The organism is Rathayibacter sp. VKM Ac-2929 (assembly GCF_022815495.1).
Lineage (GTDB): Bacteria > Actinomycetota > Actinomycetes > Actinomycetales > Microbacteriaceae > Rathayibacter > Rathayibacter festucae.
In genome coordinates, this window is sequence record NZ_JALGRV010000001.1 from 979,566 (window position 1) to 1,001,233 (window position 21,668).

Below are 21,668 nucleotides of genomic sequence, written 5' to 3' on the forward strand. Positions count from 1 at the left end.
GGTACGGGCCCCGCGCGCCCGCCGCCCCCCGGCGCGGGTCCGCGGCGATGACGGAGGCGGCGGGTACGGTGGCCCTATGGCGACGACTCCGAAGACGACCCCCCGCGCGAAGGCGAGCGCCCCCGCGCGCTCGAGCACTCCGCGCAACGGCCGCGGCTCCGGGCGGGGATCGTCCGAGAAGAGCACGGTCGCGTTCAGCTCGACCCCGCGCACCAATCCGCTCGTCACCGTCTGGATGGCGCTGGCGCACCTGGCCGGCGGTGCCGCCCGCGCGCTCGGTCCGGAGCGCCTGGCGAAGGAGGAGCGCCGCGACGGCGTCCCCTTCCTGCTCCTGCTGCTCGCAATCACCGGCGCGGTGGTGGAGTGGTTCCTCGCGACCGACCCGGTCGCCCTCGTGCTCGACGCCTGGAGCTTCGGCGGCCTGTTCGGCCGCGTCGCCTACGTCCTCCCCGTGGTGCTGCTGCTCTTCTCGCTCTGGCTGTTCCGCCACCCGCGCTCGGTCGACGACAACGGCCGCATCGGCGTCGGCCTCGCCGTCCTGCTGATCTCCTCCGCCGGGCTCTGCCACGCGCACCTCGGCGCGCCGCAGCCGGGGTCGGGCATCGAGCAGATGGCCGCCGCCGGTGGTGTCCTCGGCTGGCTCGTGGGCGCGCCCCTCGTGGCGATCGCGACCGTGCCGGGCGCCACGGTGCTCCTCTCCCTGGTCGTCCTGCTCTCCCTCTTCATCATCACCAAGACCCCGCCGAACCGGATCGCCGCCCGCTCGCGCGAGCTCTACGGCTACCTCTTCGGCGCCCCCGTCCTCGACGACGAGGAGCGCGCGCGCCTCAAGGCGGAGAGGGCGGCGAGCAAGGCCGCCGCGAAGGCCGAGAGCGAGAAGGCCGAGGACGAGCAGGAGGACGGCGGCGAGCTGCCCTGGTGGCGCCGCACGGACTCCGGTCGCGAGGACGAGCCGACCGTCCAGGCCGAGCTGCCGATCGACGCGCTCGGCGACGAGGACGAGGCGCCGAAGGGCCGGAAGGGCCGCGGCCGCGCGAAGGGCTTCGACACCGCGCTCGAGGAGCCGGCGTCCGCCGAGCGTGACGAGCCGGCCGACCCGCCCACCCGCTCCTACGCGACCGAGGTGATCTCCGAGGCCGAGTCGGCCGAGGCCGCCCTGGCCCGCCACGATCAGAGCGCGACCACCCGCATCCCGCTGGGCGTGGTGGACGACGACGCGACCGGCGTCATCGCGCTCGACGACCTCGACGTCGCCCCCGCGGTCCCGCTCCCGCCGGTGATCGAGACCGGTCCGATCGCGCCGATCGCCGCCGACCCGACCGCCGATTTCGACTCCTCCTTCGAGGAGGAGACCCCCTACCGCCTGCCGTCCGCCTCCGCCCTCTCCACCGGCACGCCGTCGAAGGCGCGCTCGGCGGCGAACGACGAGATGGTCCGCGCGCTCACCGAGGTGCTCCAGCAGTTCAACGTGGACGCGACGGTCACCGGCTTCTCCCGCGGCCCGACGGTCACCCGCTACGAGATCGAGCTCGGCCCGGGCGTCAAGGTCGAGCGCGTCACGGCGCTGAGCAAGAACCTCTCCTACGCGGTCGCCAGCAACGAGGTGCGCATCCTCTCGCCGATCCCGGGCAAGAGCGCGATCGGCGTCGAGATCCCGAACACCGACCGCGAGATCGTCTCGCTCGGCGACGTCCTGCGCTCCGCCGCGTCGACCACGTCGACCCACCCGATGACGATCGGCGTCGGCAAGGACGTCGAGGGCGGCTACGTGGTGGCCAACCTCGCCAAGATGCCGCACCTCCTCGTCGCCGGCTCCACCGGCTCCGGCAAGTCCAGCTTCGTGAACTCGATGATCACGAGCCTGCTGATGCGCGCGAGCCCGCAGGACGTCCGGATGGTGCTGATCGACCCCAAGCGCGTCGAGCTCACGATCTACGGCGGGGTCCCGCACCTGATCACGCCCATCATCACGAACCCCAAGAAGGCCGCCGAGGCACTTCAGTGGGTCGTGAAGGAGATGGACATGCGGTACGACGACCTCGCGTCGTTCGGCTACCGGCACATCGACGACTTCAACGCGGCGGTGCGCAGCGGCGAGATCAAGCTCCCCGCGGGCAGCAACCGCGTCCTCCGGCCCTACCCCTACCTCCTGGTGGTCGTCGACGAGCTCGCCGACCTGATGATGGTCGCCCCGCGCGACGTCGAGGACTCGATCGTCCGCATCACCCAGCTCGCCCGGGCCTCCGGCATCCACCTCGTGCTCGCCACCCAGCGGCCGAGCGTCGACGTCGTCACCGGCCTGATCAAGGCCAATGTGCCCAGCCGCCTGGCCTTCGCCGTGACGAGCGTCACCGACTCTCGGGTCATCCTCGACCAGCCCGGCGCCGACAAGCTCATCGGCCAGGGCGACGGCCTGTTCCTGCCGATGGGCACGAACAAGCCGATGCGCGTCCAGGGCGCCTGGGTCCGCGAGGAGGAGATCGCCAAGGTCGTCGAGCACGTCACGCGGCAGGCCCAGCCGGAGTACCGCCAGGACATCACGGTCCAGGCGCAGCGCAAGGAGATCGACTCCGACATCGGCGACGATCTCGAGCTGCTGATGGCCGCGGCGGAGCTCGTGGTCAGCACGCAGTTCGGCTCGACCTCGATGCTGCAGCGCAAGCTCCGCGTCGGCTTCGCTAAGGCGGGCCGCCTGATGGATCTGCTCGAGTCCCGCGAGGTCGTCGGCCCCTCCGAGGGGTCCAAGGCGCGCGACGTGCTGGTGACCGCCGAGCAGCTGCCGGGGGTCCTCTCGCGGATGCGCGGCGAGGAGCCCGGCGAGCACGCCGCCGCGCCGTCGCCGACCGCACCCGACGCCTACGCCGATCCGCTGGCGGAGCCCTCGGGCCCGGTCGCGACCGACTACCACGACGACGACGAGGGCTCCGACGACGACGCCTGGGCGCTCACGGGGCGCGACTGAGCGATGACCACGCCGCCGAATCGACCGATCACGAGGAACGGCTCAGACCGATGACCAGCCCCACCGCGCACGCCGACGCCGCCCCGAGCAACTGGAACCTGCCCAACGCGATCACCGTGGTGCGCATCCTGCTCGCCCCGGTGTTCTTCTGGCTGCTCCTGGCCGACAACGGCGAGGACGGCGGCGTGCGCATCGCGGCCGCGCTGCTCTTCGTCGTCGCGATCGCGACCGACGGGATCGACGGCCACATCGCGCGCAGCCGCGGGCTGGTCACCGACCTCGGCAAGCTGCTCGACCCGATCGCGGACAAGGTGCTCACCGGCGCCGCGCTGGTCGGCCTCTCGATCCTCGCCGAGCTGCCCTGGTGGGTGACGATCGTCATTCTCGTCCGCGAGATCGGCATCACCGTCTTCCGGATGGCCGTCCTCTCGGACCGGGTGATCCCCGCCTCCCGCGGCGGCAAGCTGAAGACGATCGTGCAGTCCGTCGCGATCTCACTCGCGCTCCTGCCGCTCTGGACCTTCCTCGGCGAGTGGGTGCACTGGCTGAACGGCATCACGATGACGGCCGCGGTCGTGCTCACCGTCGTGACCGGCATCGACTACCTCGCCGACGCGGCGCGCCAGAGTCGCGCGGCCCGCGGGCGCCGATGAGCGCCGAGGAGCTGCTGCAGGCACTCGCGGAGCGCGGTCTCGCGCTGGCGGTCGCGGAGTCGCTGACGGGCGGGGCGCTGAGCTCCGCACTGGTCGAGGTGCCCGGCGCCTCCGCCGTCTACCGCGGGGGAGTGGTGTCCTACGCCACGGACCTGAAGCACCGCCTGCTCGGGGTCGACGCGGAGCTCCTGGCGCAGGAGGGACCCGTCCACCCCGTGGTCGCCGTGCAGATGGCGCGCGGCGTCGCCCGGCAGCTCGGCGAGGCCCGCGCGCGGACCGTCGGCGTCGCGACGACGGGGGTCGCGGGCCCGGAGCCGCAGGGCGGAGCGGCCGTCGGCACCGTGTTCGTCGCGGCGGTCCTGGGCGGGGTCGAGCTCGTGCGCGAGTACCGCTTCGGCGGCGGGCGGCCCGAGATCCGCGCCGCGTCCGTCGCCGCGGCACTCGATCTGGCCGGCGAGCTCGCGGCCTCGGCCGTGTGACGTCCGAGAGTCCCGAACCGCCTCGGAATCGTGGAATGCGCGGGGTTTCGGCCGGGTTACATCTGACGTCGCTCACACGCAAAGTCCAGTCATCCGGTATTAGAGTCGACTCACACGAGCCGGGTAGTGAACAGCTATCCGGCTCTCTCGTACACATCCCCTTCGAATCCGATGCTCCGGCATTCCTCGAAGCGGTGCGCGAGAAGCGGTTGACGTGGAGAAGGAGGGTCCAGTGGTTCTAGTTCGTCAGGAGATCGGCGATGTCCTCAGGGACTTTCGCCTGCAGAAAGGTCGCACCCTGCGCCAGGTGGCGAGCAAGGCGAGTGTCGCTCTCGGCTACCTCAGCGAGGTTGAGCGCGGTCAGAAGGAGGCGTCGTCCGAGATCCTCGCTTCGGTGGCCGATGCGCTCGACACTCCGATCTCGGTGATCATGCGCGAGGTCGGCGACCGTCTCGCGGTCATCGAGGGGATCGACACGATCCCCGACACCATCCCGGCCGACATGGTCGCCGGATTCGACGCGGACCTCGTCTCGCAGTAGCGGATCCGACCTCTTCCCACCCACCGCACCGCACCTCGCGAAGGGCGCCCGAGCTCCGGCTCCGGCGCCCTTCGTCGTTCCCGGAGACGCACCCGCCCGCACCCTCCGGGCTTCCGCCCCGGTTCGGCTTGTTACCGTGGACGCATGCGCCTGAGCGAGTTCCAGCAGCTGGTCGACGACGAGTTCGGCGACGCGTACGCGCGCGTCCTCGTCTCCGACCTCGTGCTGACCGAGCTCGGCGGGAGGACCGCGCAGAGCGCCCTCCGCGACGGCGCGGAGCCCCGAGAGGTCTGGATCGCGCTGTGCCGCGCCAACGACGTCCCCGAGGGCCGCTGGCACGGGATCGACCCGGCGAAGCGCCGGCACTGACGTCGCGCGGCTCCGGCGGCGGTCTGCGGCCCGAAGTCGTGTTCGACACGCCGGGCGCGCCACCATCGAATCCCTGTTCGAACGGGTCTAAGCTCCTCACCAGAAGCAGGATCGCCTCCGTCTCCACAGAAGCGGTCCGGCTCGGCGCCGATGTCGGTGGTCGGGCCTACCGTCGACATCAGTCACACGGACTGCTTCACCGCCTTGTCGCAACCGGCCGGGACCGCATTCAGGGGCACTCGCCCGCGAACGGTCCCGGTACGACACGACAGCCTGTAGGCGATACCACCACGACACGAGAGCGAGACGGCCATGCCCAGTTCCTCAGACCGCGAGAAGTCCCTCGAGACCGCACTCGCCCAGATCGACCGCCAGTTCGGCAAGGGCGCCGTCATGCGCCTCGGCAGCGACGACCGCGCCCCCGTCGAGGTGATCCAGACCGGCTCGATCGCGCTCGACGTCGCGCTCGGGATCGGCGGACTCCCGCGCGGCCGCATCGTCGAGATCTACGGCCCCGAGTCCTCGGGAAAGACCACGCTGACCCTGCACGCGATCGCCAACGCCCAGCGCAACGGCGGCATCGCGGCCTTCATCGACGCGGAGCACGCGCTCGACCCCGAGTACGCCAAGAAGCTCGGCGTCGACATCGACTCGCTCCTCGTCTCGCAGCCGGACACGGGCGAGCAGGCGCTCGAGATCGCCGACATGCTCGTGCGCTCCGGCTCCATCGACCTCATCGTCATCGACTCCGTGGCGGCGCTCGTGCCCCGCGCCGAGATCGAGGGCGAGATGGGCGACTCGCACGTCGGCCTCCAGGCCCGCCTGATGTCGCAGGCCCTCCGCAAGCTCACCGGTGGCCTGAACACCACGAACACCACGATGATCTTCATCAACCAGCTCCGCGAGAAGATCGGCGTCTTCTTCGGCAGCCCCGAGACCACCGCGGGCGGCAAGGCGCTGAAGTTCTACGCGTCGGTCCGCCTCGACATCCGCCGCATCGAGACCCTCAAGGACGGCACGGACGCGGTCGGAAACCGCACCCGTGTCAAGGTCGTCAAGAACAAGATGGCGCCGCCGTTCAAGCAGGCCGAGTTCGACATCCTCTACGGCATCGGCATCTCCCGCGAGGGCAGCCTGATCGACTTCGGTGTCGAGCACGAGATCGTCCGCAAGTCGGGCGCCTGGTACACCTACGACGGCGACCAGCTCGGCCAGGGCAAGGAGAAGGCGCGCCAGTTCCTCATCGACAACCCGGACATCGCGGCGGAGATCGAGAAGCGCATCCTGATCAAGCTCGGCGTCGTCGCCGACCCGAACGCCGTGGTCGACGCCGCCCCGGTCGCGATCGAGACGAAGCAGCCGGTCCGCGAGACCAAGCCGCCCGTCCGCAAGGGCGCCTAGCCCGTGGGGGAGAAGGCTGCGGAGGGGGCACAGGGTCGGCCCGTGGCCTTCCTCCCCTGGGTCAAGGACGACGGGGCGGCCGCCGAGGCGGCCGGGCCCGCCGTCGACGCGATCTCCGAGCTGTCGGCTCACGTCGCGCGGCGCGACGCCGCGCCCTCGAGGGCTCCGGGTCGGTCGTCCCGATCGGACGACTCCGCGGCGGACGTCGCAGAGGACTCCCCGGAGGAGGACTCCTTCGCTGAGGATCTCCCCGAGGAGCCCGACCCCGAGCAGATCGCCGACCGCATCGTCCGCGGCCTGTCGCGCAAGAGCCTCTCGGTCGCCGAGGTCGAGGCACGCCTCTACACCGAGGGCGTCGCCGAGAAGGACGCGATCGACATCCTCGAGCGCTTCACCCGCTTCGGCTACCTCGACGACTACAAGATGGCGGAGTCGCTGGTGATCCAGCTGCGCGAGCGCAAGAAGCTCGGGCGCTCGTCGATCATGCAGGAGCTGCGCGCCCGCAAGCTCGACCCCGACGCGATCGCGACCGCGCTGGACGAGTTCGACGGCGACGACGAGTACCGCACCGCGATGGAACTCGCGCGCAAGCGCCTGCCGAGCCTGCGGTCGCTCTCCGACGAGGTCGCCGAGCGCCGCCTCTCCGGGTTCCTCGCGCGCCGCGGCTACGCCGGCGCGCTCGTCCAGCGCGTCGTCCGCGAGACGGTGCGCAAGCCCGGCTCGAGCGTCCGCTTCCGCTGAGCCTCCGCGCCGCCCGGTCGCCGAGAGTCGGCCGGAGCGGCGCGTAGAATCGCACACCATGAGCACGCTCGGTCCGGTGACCTCCCCCCTCGTCGATGCGCGGCCGAGGACCTACGAGGTCCGCACCTTCGGCTGCCAGATGAACGTCCACGACTCCGAGCGGCTCAGCGGCTCGCTCGAGGCGGCGGGCTACGTCTCGGCCGACGGCGCCGAGGCCGACATCGTCGTCATCAACACCTGCGCCGTCCGCGAGAACGCGGACAACAAGCTCTACGGCAACCTCGGCCACCTCGCCTCGGTCAAGCGCCGGCACGAGGGCATGCAGATCGCCGTCGGCGGCTGCCTCGCGCAGAAGGACAAGAGCGTCATCCTCGAGAAGGCTCCGTGGGTCGACGTGGTCTTCGGGACGCACAACATGGGCGCACTACCGAGACTGCTCGAGCGGGCCCGGCACAACGACGAGGCCCAGCTCGAGATCCTCGAGTCGCTCGACGTCTTCCCCTCGACGCTGCCGACCAAGCGCGACTCGACTTACAGCGGCTGGGTCTCCATCTCCGTCGGCTGCAACAACACCTGCACCTTCTGCATCGTCCCCGCGCTGCGCGGCAAGGAGAAGGACCGCCGTCCCGGCGACGTGCTCGCCGAGATCCAGGCACTCGTCGACGACGGCGCGATCGAGGTCACCCTCCTCGGCCAGAACGTGAACTCCTACGGCGTCGAGTTCGGCGACCGGCAGGCGTTCTCGAAGCTGCTCCGCGCCGCGGGCACGATCGAGGGCCTCGAGCGGATCCGCTTCACCAGCCCGCACCCGGCCGCCTTCACCGACGACGTCATCGACGCGATGGCCGAGACGCCGGCCGTCATGCCGCAGCTGCACATGCCGCTGCAGTCCGGCTCCGACCGCATCCTCAAGGCGATGCGCCGCTCCTACCGCTCCGAGCGCTTCCTCGGGATCCTCGACCGTGTCCGCGACCGGATCCCGCATGCGGCGATCAGCACCGACATCATCGTCGGCTTCCCCGGTGAGACCGAGGCCGACTTCCAGGAGACCCTCCGCGTGGTCGAGGCGGCCCGCTTCGCCTCCGCCTTCACCTTCCAGTACTCCATCCGCCCGGGGACGCCCGCGGCGACGCTGCCCGACCAGATCCCGAAGGCCGTCGTCCAGGAGCGGTTCGAGCGACTGGCCGCGCTGCAGGACTCGATCAGCGAGAGCGAGAACCGCACGGTCGTCGGCCGCCGGGTCGAGGTGCTCGTCGCGACAGGCGAGGGTCGCCGCGACAGCGAGACGCACCGCCTCAGCGGCCGCGCCGAGGACAGCCGCCTGGTGCACTTCGACGTGCCCGCCGGCTCCGAGCAGCCGCGCCCGGGCGACGTCGTCAGTGTCGAGGTCACCCGCGCCGCACCCTTCTACCTGATCGCGGACTCCCTCGACGGTGCTCCGCTGCAGGTCCGCCGCACCCGCGCCGGCGACGCCTGGGACCGTGCTCAGACGGAGTCCTGCGGTGTCCCCGCCGCGCCGGACGCCACCGGAGCACCGAGGGTCTCGCTCGGGCTGCCCTCGCTCCGCCTCCGCCCGATCACGCCGGCCGCGCCGGAGACGCTGACCACGCCGATCTACGACGCCCTCGATGGCGAGCGCTGAGCGGGCGGCGTCCGCCCTCCTCACCGTCGTCGGCGCCACGGGCACCGGCAAGTCCGACCTCTCGCTCGCCCTCGCCGCAGCGATCCGCGCGTCCGGCGGCGCGGCCGAGGTCGTCAACGCCGACGCGATGCAGCTCTACCGCGGGATGGACATCGGGACCGCCAAGCTCCCCGTCGAGGATCGGCAGGATGTGCCCCACCACCTGCTCGACGTCCTCGAGGTCACCGAGGACGCCTCCGTCGCCCGGTACCAGCGCGAGGCCCGCGCGGTGATCGACGACGTCCTGGCGCGCGGCGCGACCCCGATCCTCGTCGGCGGCTCCGGCCTCTACGTCTCGAGCGTGATCTTCGAGTTCTCCTTCGCCGGCACCGATCCCGCGCTCCGGCGGTCTCTCGAGGAGACGGCCGAGCGCGAGGGGTCCGCGGTGCTCTTCGAGCGGCTCCGCGCCGTCGACGCCGAGGTCGCCGCCCGGATCGGCCCGCACAACGTCCGACGGATCGTGCGCGCTCTCGAGATCACCGAGCTCACCGGCTCGCCGAACAGCGCGCTGATGTCGGACACCCCCGTCCCGTGGCGGCCGAGCACGGTCCTCGCGCTGTCCGCGCCGCGCGACGTCCTCGTCGAGCGGCTCGACCGCCGCGTCGAGCGGATGTGGGCGGGCGGCATGCTCGACGAGGTCGAGCGCCTCGTGCCGCTCGGCATCGAGCGGGGCGTCACCGCCAGCCGCGCCATCGGCTACGCCCAGGCGCTCGCGCAGCGCTCGGGCGAGCTGACCGGGGAGGAGGCGATCGCCTCCACCCAGGCGCTCACCCGCCGCTACGCGCGTCGGCAGAACAGCTGGTTCCGCCGCTACCAGGCGGCGCACTGGCTGCCCTTCGACGCTCCGGACCTGCTCGAGCAGGCGCTCGTCCTCGCCCAGGCCGGCGCTCCGGCGCCTCGCTAGGCTGAGCGCCATGACGATCGAGCTGCACTTCACCAAGGGCCAGGGCACCGGCAACGACTTCGTGCTCTTCAGCGACCCGGACGGTGAGGTCGACCTCTCGCCCGCGCAGATCGCGATGATCTGCGACCGGCACTTCGGCGTCGGCGCCGACGGCATCATCCGCGCGGTCCGCTCCCGGTCCCTCGCCGACGGTGCCGCCGCCCTCGAGCAGGAGCCGGAGGCGGAGTGGTTCATGGACTACCGCAACGCCGACGGCTCGATCGCCGAGATGTGCGGCAACGGCATCCGCGTCTACGCGGCGTTCCTGCTCGCCGGCGGTCTGGCGACCCTCGAGCAGGGCGACACCCTCCCCATCGGCACGCGTGCCGGGGTCCGCGACGTCACCCGCAGCGGCGCCGGCTTCCAGGTGGACCTCGGCCGCTGGGAGCTGGCCGGCGGCGAGCCGCTCGTGCGGGCCAAGGAGCTGAAGGTGCCGCGTCCCGGTCTCGGGCTCGACCTCGGCAACCCGCACATCGTCGTCGCGCTGAGCAACGACGAGGAGCTCGACGAGGCCGACCTCAGCTACATTCCGCAGATCGAGCCGGAGCCGGCCGACGGGGCGAACGTCGAGTTCGTCGTGCCGGGCGAGCCGCTGGTGCACGACGGCATCGGCCGGATCCGGATGCGCGTCCACGAGCGCGGCAGCGGCGAGACGCTCAGCTGCGGCACGGGCGCCGCCGCGGCGGCCCTCGCCGTGCGCTACTGGGCCGGAGCGCGCGCTCCGCAGTCCTGGCGCGTGGAGGTCCCCGGCGGCACGCTGGGCGTGACGATGTTCCCGACCGAGGAGGGCGAGCACGTCGGCCTGTCCGGCCCGGCCGACCTCGTCTACACCGGCACGATCCGGATCGACTAGCTCGGGATCGATCGATCGACCGGCGCGGCACCGATCCGTTCCGGCGAGCGCGGCCGACTCCTGCGATCAGGCGATGCGCGTGGTGCGGATGACGCGGAAGCCCTTGGCCGAGGAGATCCGATCGACCTCGAGCCGGCCCTCGAACGTCTCGGTCAGCCAGGTCAGCAGCGAGTCGGCGCCGAGGTTGCGCTGCACGACGAGCCAGCCCTCCGCATCGGGCTCGAGGCGCGGCAGCCAGCGCTCGAGCAGCGCGTGCAGCTCGGCCTTGCCGACCCGGATCGGCGGGTTCGACCAGACGGCGGCGAAGCGGACGTCCTCGGGAACATCCTCGGGCAGCACGGCGTTGACATTGGAGACACCGAGTTCTGCGCAGTTGCGACGGACGAGCTCGAGCGCCCGCTGGTTGACGTCGACCGCCCACACCCGGGCGTCGGGGGAGCCGAGCGCCAGGGCGAGCGAGATCGGTCCCCAGCCGCAGCCGAGATCCAGGAGGTCCCCGCTCGCGGGGGCGTCGGGGACCGCGTCGAGCAGAACACGGGTGCCGAGATCGACGTGGCCGGGGCTGAACACCCCGCCGGCGGTCGTGACCTCGAGGTCGCGGCCGGCGATCCGGGCGCTGATCCTCCGGGGTCGGAGGTCGCCGTCGGGAGTGCTGGTGAAGTAGTGCTCGGCGGCCATGAGAAGTGAACTTATCAACAGCTGAGGAGTTAGTGTTATCCGGATGACGGAAGACCTGAACGAGACCGACACGACCGAGGCCGTGGACGTCGTCTCGCGGGTCCTGGCGAACGCGCAGTCGCGCTCGTCGGGATATTCGCGGTTCGTCGCGGGCGGAGCCCAGGCGCTGCAGAGCGCTGGAGGCGACGTCGAGCGCGACGCCGAGCAGACCGGCGACGGCGATCAGTTCGATCGCGAGGACCGGCAGGCGCTGCGGCGCGTGGCGGGCCTCTCCACCGAGCTCGAGGACGTCACCGAGGTCGAGTACCGCCAGCTGCGCCTCGAGAACGTGGTGCTGATCGGCGTGTACTCGCAGGGCTCGATCGAGGACGCGGAGAACTCGCTGCACGAGCTCGCCGCCCTGGCCGAGACCGCGGGAGCGACCGTCCTGGACGGTCTGCTGCAGCGCCGGCCGCACCCCGACCCGAGCACCTACCTGGGCAAGGGCAAGGCGGAGGAGCTCGCCGGGCTCGTCGCCGCCCTCGGCGCCGACACGGTCGTCGCCGACACCGAGCTGGCTCCGAGCCAGCGCCGCTCGCTGGAGGACGTGGTGAAGGTCAAGGTCATCGACCGCACGGCCGTCATCCTCGACATCTTCAGCCAGCACGCCACGAGCCGCGAGGGCAAGGCGCAGGTCGAGCTCGCGCAGCTCGAGTACCTGCTGCCGCGCCTGCGCGGCTGGGGCGAGTCGATGTCCCGCCAGGCCGGCGGCCAGGTCGGCGCCGGCGCCGGCATGGGCTCGCGTGGTCCGGGTGAGACGAAGATCGAGCTCGACCGCCGCCGCATCCACACCCGCATGGCGCGCCTGCGCAAGCAGATCACCGCGATGAAGCCCGCCCGGGAGGCGAAGCGCGCCAACCGCAAGCGCAACGCGGTGCCGTCGGTCGCCATCGCCGGCTACACCAACGCCGGCAAGTCCAGCCTGCTCAACCGGATGACGCACGCGGGCGTGCTCGTCGAGAACTCGCTCTTCGCGACCCTCGACGCGACCATCCGCAAGTCCGAGACCCCCGATGGGCGCGGCTACACGCTCGCCGACACCGTCGGCTTCGTGCGCGCCCTGCCGCACCAGCTGGTGGAGGCGTTCCGCTCGACCCTGGAGGAGGTCGCCGACTCGGACATCATCGTCCACGTCGTCGACGCCTCGCACCCGGATCCCGCGGGCCAGATCGCGACCGTCCGGGACGTCATCGGCGAGGTGGGCGCGCGGAGCATCCCCGAGATCATCGCGTTCAACAAGTCCGATCTCGTCGACGAGGGCCAGCGGCTCGTGCTGCGCGGTCTCGCCCCCGGCGCCGTCTTCGTGTCGGCGCGCACCGGCGAGGGGATGGACGAGCTCCAGGCGAAGATCGCCGAGATCCTGCCGGAGCCGCAGATCGAGATCGACCTGCTGGTCCCGTACGACCGGGGCGACGTGGTCTCCTCGCTGCACCGCAACGGCCGGATCCTCTCGACGCAGTACGTCGAGGGCGGCACGCACGTCCACGCGCTCGTGCACGAGGACCTCGCCGGCTCGCTCGGCGAGTTCGCGGCTCCCGTCGCCGCCGTCGAGGCGTAGCGGCGGAGCCGGCACCCGGCGCTCGAAGCGCCCGCGACCACGGATCACCTCCGCGGTCGCGGGCGCTTCGTCGTCACGCTGCGCGAGCTGCTCGCCGTGCGTCCCGGTGAACGCAGGAGGGGCGGACGGCTCGATGCCGTCCGCCCCTCCTGCGCGTGTGCGCCGCCGCGTCAGACGGAGCGGAGCACCGCGACGATCTTGCCGAGGACCTCGGCCTCGTCGCCGAGGATCGGCTCGAAGTTGGAGTTGCGGGGGAGCAGCCAGGTGTGGCCGTCGCGCTGGCGGAGGACCTTGACGGTCGCCTCGCCGTCGAGCATCGCGGCGACGATCTCGCCGTTCTCCGCGGTGCGCTGCGAGCGGACGACGACCCAGTCGCCGTCGCAGATGGCGGCGTCGATCATGGACTCGCCGACCACCTTGAGCATGAACAGCTCGCCCTTGCCGACCAGCTGGCGGGGGAGCGGGAAGACCTCGTCGATCTGCTGGTCCGCCATGATCGGCACACCCGCCGCGATCCGGCCCACCAGCGGCACCATCGCCGCGTCGGCGACCGTCGCCGTCGACTCGAACGAGCCGTCGTCCTCGGTCGAGCTCGGCACGTCGATGAGGATCTCGAGCGCCCGGGGGCGGTTGGGATCGCGGCGCAGATATCCGCTCAGCTCGAGCTGGTTGAGCTGGTGGGTCACGCTGGAGAGCGAGGCGAGCCCGACGGCGTCGCCGATCTCCCGCATGCTCGGCGGATAGCCGCGGCTGGACACCGAGCGCTGGATGGCGTCGAGGATCGCGAGCTGCTTCGCGCTGAGGTTCTTCCGTCGGCGGCCCGCCGCGGGCTTCGCCGCCGCCTTCGCCTTCGGCGCCGGAGTCGTCGTCCTGGCCGCCTTCGCCCCGGCCGTCTGCGCGTCGCTCACGATCGTCCCTCTCTCGGTGCGCACGCCGCGTGCGCGCCCTCTCCGTCCGCGTCGAGCACCGATGTCGGTGGTCGCTGCTGTACTGACTGCGGACTCTCGAAACTGTATCCGGCGGGGGTCCGCGTTCGAAACATTCGTTCGAGTGTGTCGCGCGATCCAGCAACGGATGCGACGCGACCGGGTCTTGCCCGGCGCGGTGTTCGAAGATATATTCGGAACAGAGGTTCGGACCGGGTCCTCCCGGCCGAGGACCCGGCCCGAACCCCTGCTGAAAGGAGCGATCACCATGACCGCACAGCCCTCCACCATCGCGCAGCACCAGACCTCCGCACAGCACGTCACCGCTGCCGAGCAGCCCGGTGCGCGCACCCGCCTGCGCCTGACCCGTCGTGGCCGCGCCGTCCTCGCGACGCTCGGCGCCCTGCCCCTCGTCGCGGGCGCCTTCGTCTTCGGACTCAACGGCGGCGGAGCCGTCGCCTCGGGCGAGAGCGCCGACGTCGAGTTCCAGTACGTCACCGTCCGCGCCGGCGAGTCCCTCTGGTCCCTCGCGGAGGAGCTCGCACCGGACTCCGACCCGCGCGACGTCGTCTACGACATCCAGTCGCTCAACCAGCTGGCGAACGCCGGTCTCGAGCCCGGGCAGCGCCTCGCGATCCCGGCGCAGTACGACCTCGCGGACTGATCGAGCGCACCGAGTGCCCCGGTACCATTCCGGGGTGACGACTCTCGACGATCTCCCCCTCCGCGACGACCTGCGCGGTCAGCAGCCCTACGGCGCTCCGCAGGCCGTCGTGCCCGTGGCCCTCAACGTCAACGAGAACACCCACCCCGTCCCTGACGACGTCATCGCCGACATCGTCGAGCGGGTGTCCGTCGCCCTCCGCACGGTGAACCGCTACCCCGATCGCGAGTTCCGGGAGCTGCGCGACTCCCTGGCCGGCTACCTCGGCCACGGTCTGACCGCCGACTCGATCTGGGCCGCCAACGGCTCGAACGAGGTGCTCCAGCACATCCTGCAGGCCTTCGGCGGCCCCGGACGGTCGCTGCTCGGCTTCTCGCCGACCTACTCGATGTACTCGATCCTCGCCTCGGGCAGCGGCACGCGCTGGATCGGCGTCGAGCGCGAGGCCGACTTCCGCGTGTCCGCTTCGTACGCCGCCGACGCGGTGCGCCGCGAGCGCCCCGACATCGTCTTCCTCTGCGCGCCGAACAACCCCACCGGAACCCCGCTGGACCTCGAGACGATCGCCGCCGTCTACGACGCGACCGACGGCATCGTCGTCGTCGACGAGGCCTACGCCGAGTTCGCCGGACGGGACGCGCCGACCGCCCTCGGCCTCCTCGAGGGCCGCCCTCGCCTGCTCGTCTCCCGCACGATGAGCAAGGCCTTCGCCTTCGCCGGCGTCCGCCTCGGCTACCTCGCCGCCGACCCCGCCGTCGTCGACGCCCTCCGACTGGTGCGCCTGCCGTACCACCTCTCCGCGCTGACTCAGGCGGCCGCGACCGCGGCGCTCGCCCACGCGGACGAGATGCTCGCGATGGTGGGCGAGATCATCGTCCAGCGCGACCGGATGATCGACGGACTGCGCGAGCTCGGCTACACCCCGCACGAGACCGGCAGCAACTTCGTCCTCTTCGGCGGCGTCGCCGACCCCGGAGCGATGTTCGAGGCGCTCCTCGCCCGCGGCATCCTGATCCGCGACGTCGGCATCCCGAACCACCTGCGGGTGAGCGCGGGCACCGAGGCCGAGACCACCGCCTTCCTCGAGGCGGTCGCCGCGCTGCCCGCCCGGACGGCGGACCCCGCGGTCGCCCTGGCCCGCGAGTAGCCGCCCGGAGGGTCGGCGGCCCCCGAATACACTGGAGACCATGACCTCCTCGAGCGCCGCTCCCGGGCGCACCGCCTCCCTCCGTCGTGCCACCAGCGAGTCGAGCATCGAGCTGTCGATCGACCTCGACGGCACCGGTGTCGCGGACCTCTCCACCGGCGTGCCCTTCTTCGATCACCTGCTGACGGCGTTCGCGAAGCACTCGCTGACCGACCTGACCGTCCGCGCCACCGGCGACGTCGAGATCGACATCCACCACACCGCCGAGGACATCGGCATCGTGCTCGGCACCGCGATCAAGCAGGCGCTCGGCGACAAGGCCGGCATCTCCCGCTTCGGCGACGCCCTCGTGCCGCTCGACGAGGCGCTGGTCCAGGCCGTGGTCGACATCTCCGGCCGTCCCTACCTCGTGCACGGCGGCGAGCCGGAGGGCTTCGCGCTGCACCTGATCGGCGGCCACTTCACCGGCTCGATGGTCCGCCACGTCTTCGAGGCGATCGCCTTCAACGCCGGTCTGACCGTGCACGTCACCGTGCTCGGCGGGCGCGACCCGCACCACATCGCCGAGGCCGAGTTCAAGGCGTTCGCGCGCGCGTTCCGCCAGGCCAAGGCCTTCGACCCGCTGGTCGCCGGGGTGCCGTCGACGAAGGGCGCGCTGTGAGCGGCGCCCGGCCGTCCGTCGTCGTCTACGATTACGGCTCCGGCAACGTCCACTCGGCCGTCAAGGCGCTCGAGCTCGCCGGCGCCGACGTCGAGCTGACCTCCGACCGCACCCGCGCCCTCGAGGCCGACGGCCTGCTGGTCCCGGGGGTCGGCGCGTTCAGCGCGGTGATGTCGGCGCTGACGGCGGCGCGCGGCGGCGAGATCATCGAGAAGCGCCTCGCCGGCGGTCGCCCGGTGCTCGGCATCTGCGTCGGGATGCAGGTGCTCTTCGAGCGCGGCGTCGAGCGCGGCGTCGAGAGCGAGGGTCTGGGGGAGTGGCCGGGGACGGTCGACCTGCTCCCCGCCGAGGTCGTGCCGCACATGGGCTGGAACACAGTCGCGGTGCCGTCCGGCTCGCGGCTGTTCGACGGCATCGAGGACGAGCGCTTCTACTTCGTGCACTCGTACGGCGCCCGGGAGTGGACGCTGGACGTCATGCCGCCGTTCCCGCGTCCGGCCGTCACCTGGGCCGACCACGGCGGCCCCTTCATCGCCGCGGTGGAGAACGGCCCGCTCTCGGCGACGCAGTTCCACCCCGAGAAGTCCGGCGCCGCGGGCCTGCGCCTGCTCTCGAATTGGCTGGGCGGGCTCCGCACGAACTAGGATCGGCCGGTGGTCGGCGGCTCCGGTGGAGCCGCGGCCGCACCAGCTCCGAGACTGAGGATGACGATGAGCGAGTTCACCAAGGCCCCGGGCCTGGTCCTTCTCCCCGCGATCGACGTGGCCGGCGGCAAGGCCGTCCGCCTGACGCAGGGCGAGGCGGGCACCGAGACGAACTACGGCGACCCGATCGACGCGGCCGGCGACTGGGCCGACCAGGGCGCGGAGTGGATCCACCTCGTCGACCTCGACGCCGCCTTCGGCCGCGGTGACAACCACGGCATCATGAAGAAGGTCATCCGCCAGGTCAAGGGCGTCAACGTCGAGCTCTCCGGCGGCATCCGGGATGACCGCAGCCTGGAGTCCGCGCTCAACGCCGGGGCGAAGCGCATCAACCTCGGCACGGCCGCCCTGGAGAACCCGGAGTGGGCCGCCAGCGTCATCGCGCAGTACGGCGACCAGATCGCCGTCGGCCTCGACGTGCGCGGCACCACCCTCGCGGCGCGCGGCTGGACCAAGGAGGGCGGCGACCTCTGGCAGGTCCTCGAGCGCCTCGAGGAGGCCGGCTGCACCCGCTACGTCGTCACCGACGTCACCAAGGACGGCACCCTCAAGGGCCCTAACCTCGAGCTGCTCGAGCAGGTCATGGCGCGCACCCACCGCCCCGTCATCGCCTCGGGCGGCATCTCCAACCTCGACGACATCGCCGCGCTCCGCGACCTCGTACCGCAGGGCCTCGAGGGCGCGATCGTCGGCAAGGCGCTCTACGCCGGAGCGTTCACGCTCGCCGAGGCGCTCGACGTCGCCTCCGAGTGACCGGGTCGCCCTCGGGTGAGGGCCGGGCGCTCCCCGCGCACCTGACCGATTCGGCAGGGACCCCGTGGGCCGGCCGCCACTTCGAGCAGAGCGCCTCGACGGACGACGACGGCAGCGCGCCCGAGGCCCTGGTCGGTGCCCTGCGCTCGTTCGGCGCCGGAGACGCGGGCCCGGAGGCGGTGGTCGACGCGCTGCGGGTCTCGCGCCTGCTCATCCCCCTGGTCGCGAAGCTCGGCGAGGAGGGCGAGGGAGTCGCAGGGCTCCGCGCCGACAAGTCGCAGGAGCTCTCGATCGTGACGGTCGCCGGGCCGGACGGCCGGACCGTGCTCCCGGTCTTCAGTGACGTCGAGGCGATGCGGCGCTGGGACCGCCTCGCACGCCCCGTCCCGGTCGACGGCCGGCGCGCGGCGCTGGCCGCGGTGGCGGAGGAGACCGAGCTGATGGTCCTCGACCCCGCCTCGCCGCACGAGTTCGCCGTCCGGCGCCCCGCGCTCTGGGCGATCGCCGAGGGCTCGCCGTGGCGATCGAGCCCGGCCGATCCGGAGGTCCTCACCGCGCTGCGGGCGAGCGCCGAGGGGGAGGACGCCGTCGTCTCGCTCGCCGTGCGGCCGGGCGACGCCCGTCAGCGGCTGACGGGACCGGAGCTCGTCATCGTGCTGGAGCTGCGGCCCGGCCTCGACCGCTCGGCGCTCGGCGAGCTGGTCGCGCGACTGGGCGAGCGCTGGGCCGCCGACGAGATCGTCGCCGCCCGGGTCGACTCGATGACCCTCCAGCTGGCGTCGGCTCCTCCGAGCTGACGCGGGGCCTCCCGACTCAGGTGACCGGGCCGGTCCACTTCTCGCCGGGGCCCTTGCCGATCGGGTCGGCGATCGGGGAGGCCTCGCGGAAGGCGAGCTGCAGCGTCCGGAGTCCGTCGCGCAGGCTGCGCGCGTGCATGTCGCTGATGTCGGGGGCACCTGCCGTGACCAGGCCGGCGAGGGCGTTGATCAGCTTGCGCGCCTCGTCGAGGTCGACCTGGGCGCCCGGCTCGTCGGCGAGGCCGCACTTCACCGCGGCGGCGCTCATCAGGTGCACCGCGGCGGTCGTGATGATCTCGACCGCCGGCACCTCGGCGATGTCGCGGGTCGCCTCCACGTCGGAATCGTCGCCGAACCGTCGGGCGTAGTCGTCGTCGTGCTGAGCCATGGGTCCCTCGTTCGGTGAGTCCGGCGCTCGCGAGGACCCCGAGGCGGTGCTCGAGGGGGCGCTCGCGGGGGAGGGGGAGTGGCGGGCTCCGCCCGCTGCCCTTCCGGCCGGAAGTCTGCTATGGTGATGCGGGCTCCGAGGCATGTCCTCGGTTCGAAAGTGGAGATTCTCCCACCCGCGCTTGACCGCTTCACTAGGTTACCGGGTCAGAAGCACTCCGCCTCCGGCAACGGGGGCAGGGCTGCGGTCCTCGAGACACGTCTCGGGGAGCGCGTCGTAGGGTGCAGCGCAGCGCAGTAGACGCGCTTCGCACAGGGAATCACCTCTCTCGGGATGCGCCGGACGAAGAATCCGGCCGCAGAGCAGCAACTCACCGAGATCAGAGGAGAAACGCAATCAGCGATCCCCGTACCAACGACCGAATCCGCGTCCCCGAGGTCCGCCTCGTGGGTCCCGCCGGAGAACAGGTCGGCGTCGTGAAAATCGAGGTCGCCCTGCGACTCGCGCAGGACGCAGACCTGGATCTGGTCGAGGTTGCTCCCAACTCCAAGCCTCCCGTCGCCAAGATCATGGACTACGGGAAGTTCAAGTACGAGCAGGCCCAGAAGCTCAAGGAAGCCCGTCGCAACCAGGCGAACACGATCCTCAAGGAGGTCCGTTTCCGCCTGAAGATCGACAAGCACGACTACGAGACCAAGCGCAAGCGCGCCGAGGGCTTCCTGAAGGCCGGCGACAAGGTCAAGGCCATGATCCTGTTCCGCGGTCGCGAGCAGTCCCGCCCCGAGATGGGCGTCCGGCTCCTGCAGCGCTTCGCGGAGGACGTGTCCGAGTTCGGCCAGGTCGAGTCCACCCCGACCATCGACGGTCGCAACATGGTGATGGTCATCGGCCCGCTGAAGAACAAGTCCGAGGCGAAGGCCGAGGCGAACGCCGTCCGCGCCGCTCGTCGCGAGGCCAACACCCCCGAAGAGGAATCGGCCGAGTCCGAATCCGTCTGATACTTCGCCGCCCCGTCCTCGGGGCCGGTGGACGCCCCGCTCGCGGGGCACCAGTTTCGCCCGCCGAGTGCGCGTGCGACGTCGACAAGGAGAGAACATGCCCAAGATGAAGACCCACTCGGGTGCCAAGAAGCGTTTCAAGGTCACGGGCTCCGGCAAGCTCATGAAGCAGCAGGCCGGCATGCGTCACAACCTGGAGTCGAAGTCCAGCGTCCGCACCCGCCGCCTGAACCAGGACCAGGTCCTCGCCCCGCAGGACGCCAAGGTCGCCAAGAAGCTTCTCGGCCTGTAGTCGACCACCGCGGCAGCCCGCTGCCGCCGTAGTCCTCGACAACCGACCCGGATCGTAAGGAAGAAAGAGAAATGGCAAGAGTCAAGAGGGCGGTCAACGCCCACAAGAAGCGTCGCGTCATCCTCGAGCGCGCCAAGGGCTACCGCGGCCAGCGCTCGCGTCTGTACCGCAAGGCCAAGGAGCAGGTCACCCACTCCCTCGTCTACTCGTACCGCGACCGCCGCGCGAAGAAGGGCGAGTTCCGCCGCCTCTGGATCCAGCGCATCAACGCCGCGTCCCGCGCCAACGGCCTGACCTACAACCGCTTCATCCAGGGCCTCGCCCTGGCCGGCATCCAGGTCGACCGCCGCATCCTCGCTGACCTCGCGATCACCGAGCCCGCGACCTTCACCGCCCTCGTGGCGAGCGCGAAGGCCGCACTGCCCGCCGACACCTCGGCCCCGAAGGCCGCGTAGTCCGCAGCACTTCCCCGAAGGGGGTCACGACGACAGTCGTGACCCCCTTCGTCGTTCCCGCAGAACCTGGTTCCCGCAGGACCTCGTCCCCGCGGGTCGGCCTTCCCCACGGGCGACGTGTCGACCGGGCCCCGCGACGGTGCGCCGATAGGCTCGACGCATGCTCGACAACCCCCGTTCTCCCCGTGTCCGCTCCGTCGCCAAGCTCACCCGGCGTCCGGCACGGCAGGAGTCGGGGCTCTTCCTCCTCGAGGGCCCGCAGGCGATGTCCGAGGCGCTGCGCTACCGCCCCGAGCTGCTGATGGAGTCGTTCGCGACCCCCACCGCGCTCGAGCGCCACCCCGAGATCGTCGCCGCGGCCGAGGAGGCCGAGGTCGAGATCGAGTACGTGACCGAGGACGTCCTCGACTCGATGGCCGACACCGTCACGCCGCAGGGCTTCGTGGCCGTCTGCCGGCAGTTCCCGACCTCGCTCAAGGACGTCGTCGCCTCCGAGCCGCGCCTCGTCGCCGTGCTGGAGGAGGTCCGCGACCCGGGCAATCTCGGCACGATCATCCGCGCGGCCGACGCCGCGGGCGCCGACGCTGTCGTGCTGACCGGCCGCTCCGTCGACCTCTACAACCCCAAGGTCGTCCGCTCGACCACGGGCTCGCTGTTCCACCTGCCCGTCGCGGTCGGAGCCGAGCTGCCCGACGTGCTGCAGCGGCTGCGCTCCGCAGGCCTCCGTGCCGTCGCCGCCGACGTCAAGGGCGAGGGCCTGCTCGACGTGCGCGCCCGGGGCGACCTCGCGCAGCCGACGGTCTGGGTGTTCGGCAACGAGGCCCGCGGCCTCGAGGACGAGTCGCTCGAGCTGATGGACGGCGTCGTGGCCGTGCCGATCTACGGCGCCGCGGAGTCGCTGAACCTCGCCACCGCCGCCTCGGTCTGCCTTTACGAGAGCGCCTTCGCGCTCCGCTCCTGACGACCCGACGCGCACTCGACCTGA

At 71.6% G+C, this 21,668-nt stretch carries 24 protein-coding genes; 21 read left to right on the forward strand and 3 right to left on the reverse strand.

Features of this window, described 5'->3' with window-relative positions; translation table 11 throughout:
- Positions 1-76: 76 nt before the first annotated feature.
- From MT355_RS04380 to dapF, 10 genes are all read left to right on the forward strand, one after another.
- Positions 77-2,962, forward strand: a complete 2,886-nt coding sequence (locus MT355_RS04380) for a DNA translocase FtsK (protein WP_243598662.1) — start codon at positions 77-79, stop codon at positions 2,960-2,962.
- 50 nt (positions 2,963-3,012) lie between these two features.
- A complete protein-coding gene (gene pgsA / locus MT355_RS04385) occupies positions 3,013-3,615 on the forward strand; it encodes a CDP-diacylglycerol--glycerol-3-phosphate 3-phosphatidyltransferase (protein WP_243598663.1) in 603 nt (200 codons plus the stop codon).
- Complete coding sequence (locus MT355_RS04390) at positions 3,612-4,094, forward strand: CinA family protein (protein WP_243598664.1); 483 nt, start codon at positions 3,612-3,614, stop codon at positions 4,092-4,094. Before pgsA ends, MT355_RS04390 begins: the two co-directional genes overlap by 4 nt.
- A 232-nt stretch (positions 4,095-4,326) precedes the next feature.
- The gene (locus tag MT355_RS04395; RefSeq protein ID WP_123704950.1) at positions 4,327-4,635 is read left to right on the forward strand and encodes a helix-turn-helix domain-containing protein; all 309 of its coding nucleotides are present in this window, start codon (positions 4,327-4,329) and stop codon (positions 4,633-4,635) included.
- A 144-nt stretch (positions 4,636-4,779) separates the two neighbouring features.
- Positions 4,780-5,004, forward strand: a complete 225-nt coding sequence (locus MT355_RS04400) for a DUF3046 domain-containing protein (protein WP_123737187.1) — start codon at positions 4,780-4,782, stop codon at positions 5,002-5,004.
- A 312-nt stretch (positions 5,005-5,316) separates the two neighbouring features.
- Positions 5,317-6,405 carry a recombinase RecA gene (gene recA, locus MT355_RS04405; protein WP_123444530.1) on the forward strand — a complete coding sequence of 363 codons (1,089 nt, stop codon included), beginning with the start codon at positions 5,317-5,319 and terminating at the stop codon, positions 6,403-6,405.
- A 42-nt stretch (positions 6,406-6,447) separates the two neighbouring features.
- On the forward strand, positions 6,448-7,146 hold the full coding sequence (locus tag MT355_RS21530; protein ID WP_243598665.1) for a regulatory protein RecX: 699 nt from the start codon (positions 6,448-6,450) through the stop codon (positions 7,144-7,146).
- A 58-nt stretch (positions 7,147-7,204) separates the two neighbouring features.
- Positions 7,205-8,788, forward strand: a complete 1,584-nt coding sequence (gene miaB / locus MT355_RS04415) for a tRNA (N6-isopentenyl adenosine(37)-C2)-methylthiotransferase MiaB (protein ID WP_243598666.1) — start codon at positions 7,205-7,207, stop codon at positions 8,786-8,788.
- On the forward strand, positions 8,775-9,731 hold the full coding sequence (gene miaA, locus MT355_RS04420) for a tRNA (adenosine(37)-N6)-dimethylallyltransferase MiaA (RefSeq protein ID WP_243598667.1): 957 nt from the start codon (positions 8,775-8,777) through the stop codon (positions 9,729-9,731). Before miaB ends, miaA begins: the two co-directional genes overlap by 14 nt.
- A gap of 10 nt (positions 9,732-9,741) precedes the next feature.
- Positions 9,742-10,623: a diaminopimelate epimerase gene (dapF, locus tag MT355_RS04425; protein WP_123737183.1), complete on the forward strand. Its 882-nt coding sequence runs from the start codon at positions 9,742-9,744 to the stop codon at positions 10,621-10,623.
- Between the two features lie 66 nt (positions 10,624-10,689).
- On the opposite strand, the gene MT355_RS04430 is transcribed toward dapF, so the two are convergent.
- Positions 10,690-11,301 (reverse strand): class I SAM-dependent methyltransferase, encoded by a 612-nt coding sequence (locus MT355_RS04430; RefSeq protein WP_243598668.1) that lies wholly within the window; start codon positions 11,299-11,301, stop codon positions 10,690-10,692.
- Between the two features lie 43 nt (positions 11,302-11,344).
- Between MT355_RS04430 and hflX the strand changes: the two genes are divergently transcribed.
- Positions 11,345-12,898: a GTPase HflX gene (hflX, locus tag MT355_RS04435; RefSeq protein ID WP_243598669.1), complete on the forward strand. Its 1,554-nt coding sequence runs from the start codon at positions 11,345-11,347 to the stop codon at positions 12,896-12,898.
- Positions 12,899-13,068: 170 nt separating this feature from the next.
- Here the strand turns inward: hflX and lexA are convergent, their stop codons facing one another.
- Positions 13,069-13,680 carry a transcriptional repressor LexA gene (gene lexA / locus MT355_RS04440; protein WP_243582392.1) on the reverse strand — a complete coding sequence of 204 codons (612 nt, stop codon included), beginning with the start codon at positions 13,678-13,680 and terminating at the stop codon, positions 13,069-13,071.
- A gap of 412 nt (positions 13,681-14,092) precedes the next feature.
- On the opposite strand from lexA, the gene MT355_RS04445 reads away from it, so the two are divergent.
- From MT355_RS04445 to MT355_RS04470, 6 genes are all read left to right on the forward strand, one after another.
- On the forward strand, positions 14,093-14,488 hold the full coding sequence (locus MT355_RS04445) for a LysM peptidoglycan-binding domain-containing protein (RefSeq protein ID WP_123737180.1): 396 nt from the start codon (positions 14,093-14,095) through the stop codon (positions 14,486-14,488).
- A 34-nt stretch (positions 14,489-14,522) separates the two neighbouring features.
- The gene (locus MT355_RS04450; protein ID WP_243598670.1) at positions 14,523-15,635 is read left to right on the forward strand and encodes a histidinol-phosphate transaminase; all 1,113 of its coding nucleotides are present in this window, start codon (positions 14,523-14,525) and stop codon (positions 15,633-15,635) included.
- Between the two features lie 40 nt (positions 15,636-15,675).
- Positions 15,676-16,296 carry an imidazoleglycerol-phosphate dehydratase HisB gene (gene hisB, locus MT355_RS04455; protein WP_243598671.1) on the forward strand — a complete coding sequence of 207 codons (621 nt, stop codon included), beginning with the start codon at positions 15,676-15,678 and terminating at the stop codon, positions 16,294-16,296.
- Positions 16,293-16,940 carry an imidazole glycerol phosphate synthase subunit HisH gene (gene hisH / locus MT355_RS04460; RefSeq protein ID WP_243598672.1) on the forward strand — a complete coding sequence of 216 codons (648 nt, stop codon included), beginning with the start codon at positions 16,293-16,295 and terminating at the stop codon, positions 16,938-16,940. The genes hisB and hisH overlap by 4 nt, the downstream gene beginning before the upstream one ends.
- A 66-nt stretch (positions 16,941-17,006) precedes the next feature.
- A complete protein-coding gene (gene priA / locus MT355_RS04465) occupies positions 17,007-17,753 on the forward strand; it encodes a bifunctional 1-(5-phosphoribosyl)-5-((5-phosphoribosylamino)methylideneamino)imidazole-4-carboxamide isomerase/phosphoribosylanthranilate isomerase PriA (protein WP_123705565.1) in 747 nt (248 codons plus the stop codon).
- Positions 17,750-18,550, forward strand: coding sequence for an SseB family protein (locus MT355_RS04470; RefSeq protein WP_243598673.1), 801 nt, complete (start codon positions 17,750-17,752; stop codon positions 18,548-18,550). The genes priA and MT355_RS04470 overlap by 4 nt, the downstream gene beginning before the upstream one ends.
- A gap of 16 nt (positions 18,551-18,566) precedes the next feature.
- Here the strand turns inward: MT355_RS04470 and MT355_RS04475 are convergent, their stop codons facing one another.
- Positions 18,567-18,938 (reverse strand): DUF1844 domain-containing protein, encoded by a 372-nt coding sequence (locus MT355_RS04475; protein WP_123444520.1) that lies wholly within the window; start codon positions 18,936-18,938, stop codon positions 18,567-18,569.
- Between the two features lie 395 nt (positions 18,939-19,333).
- Here MT355_RS04475 and infC point away from each other — a divergent pair, with 395 nt between their 5' ends.
- From infC to MT355_RS04495, 4 genes are all read left to right on the forward strand, one after another.
- A complete protein-coding gene (infC, locus tag MT355_RS04480) occupies positions 19,334-19,936 on the forward strand; it encodes a translation initiation factor IF-3 (RefSeq protein WP_123444546.1) in 603 nt (200 codons plus the stop codon).
- Positions 19,937-20,033: 97 nt separating this feature from the next.
- Positions 20,034-20,228: a 50S ribosomal protein L35 gene (gene rpmI / locus MT355_RS04485; protein ID WP_056042364.1), complete on the forward strand. Its 195-nt coding sequence runs from the start codon at positions 20,034-20,036 to the stop codon at positions 20,226-20,228.
- Between the two features lie 71 nt (positions 20,229-20,299).
- Positions 20,300-20,683: a 50S ribosomal protein L20 gene (gene rplT, locus MT355_RS04490; protein WP_123444519.1), complete on the forward strand. Its 384-nt coding sequence runs from the start codon at positions 20,300-20,302 to the stop codon at positions 20,681-20,683.
- A gap of 160 nt (positions 20,684-20,843) precedes the next feature.
- Complete coding sequence (locus tag MT355_RS04495) at positions 20,844-21,644, forward strand: RNA methyltransferase (RefSeq protein WP_123444518.1); 801 nt, start codon at positions 20,844-20,846, stop codon at positions 21,642-21,644.
- The last annotated feature ends 24 nt before the right edge of the window (positions 21,645-21,668 follow it).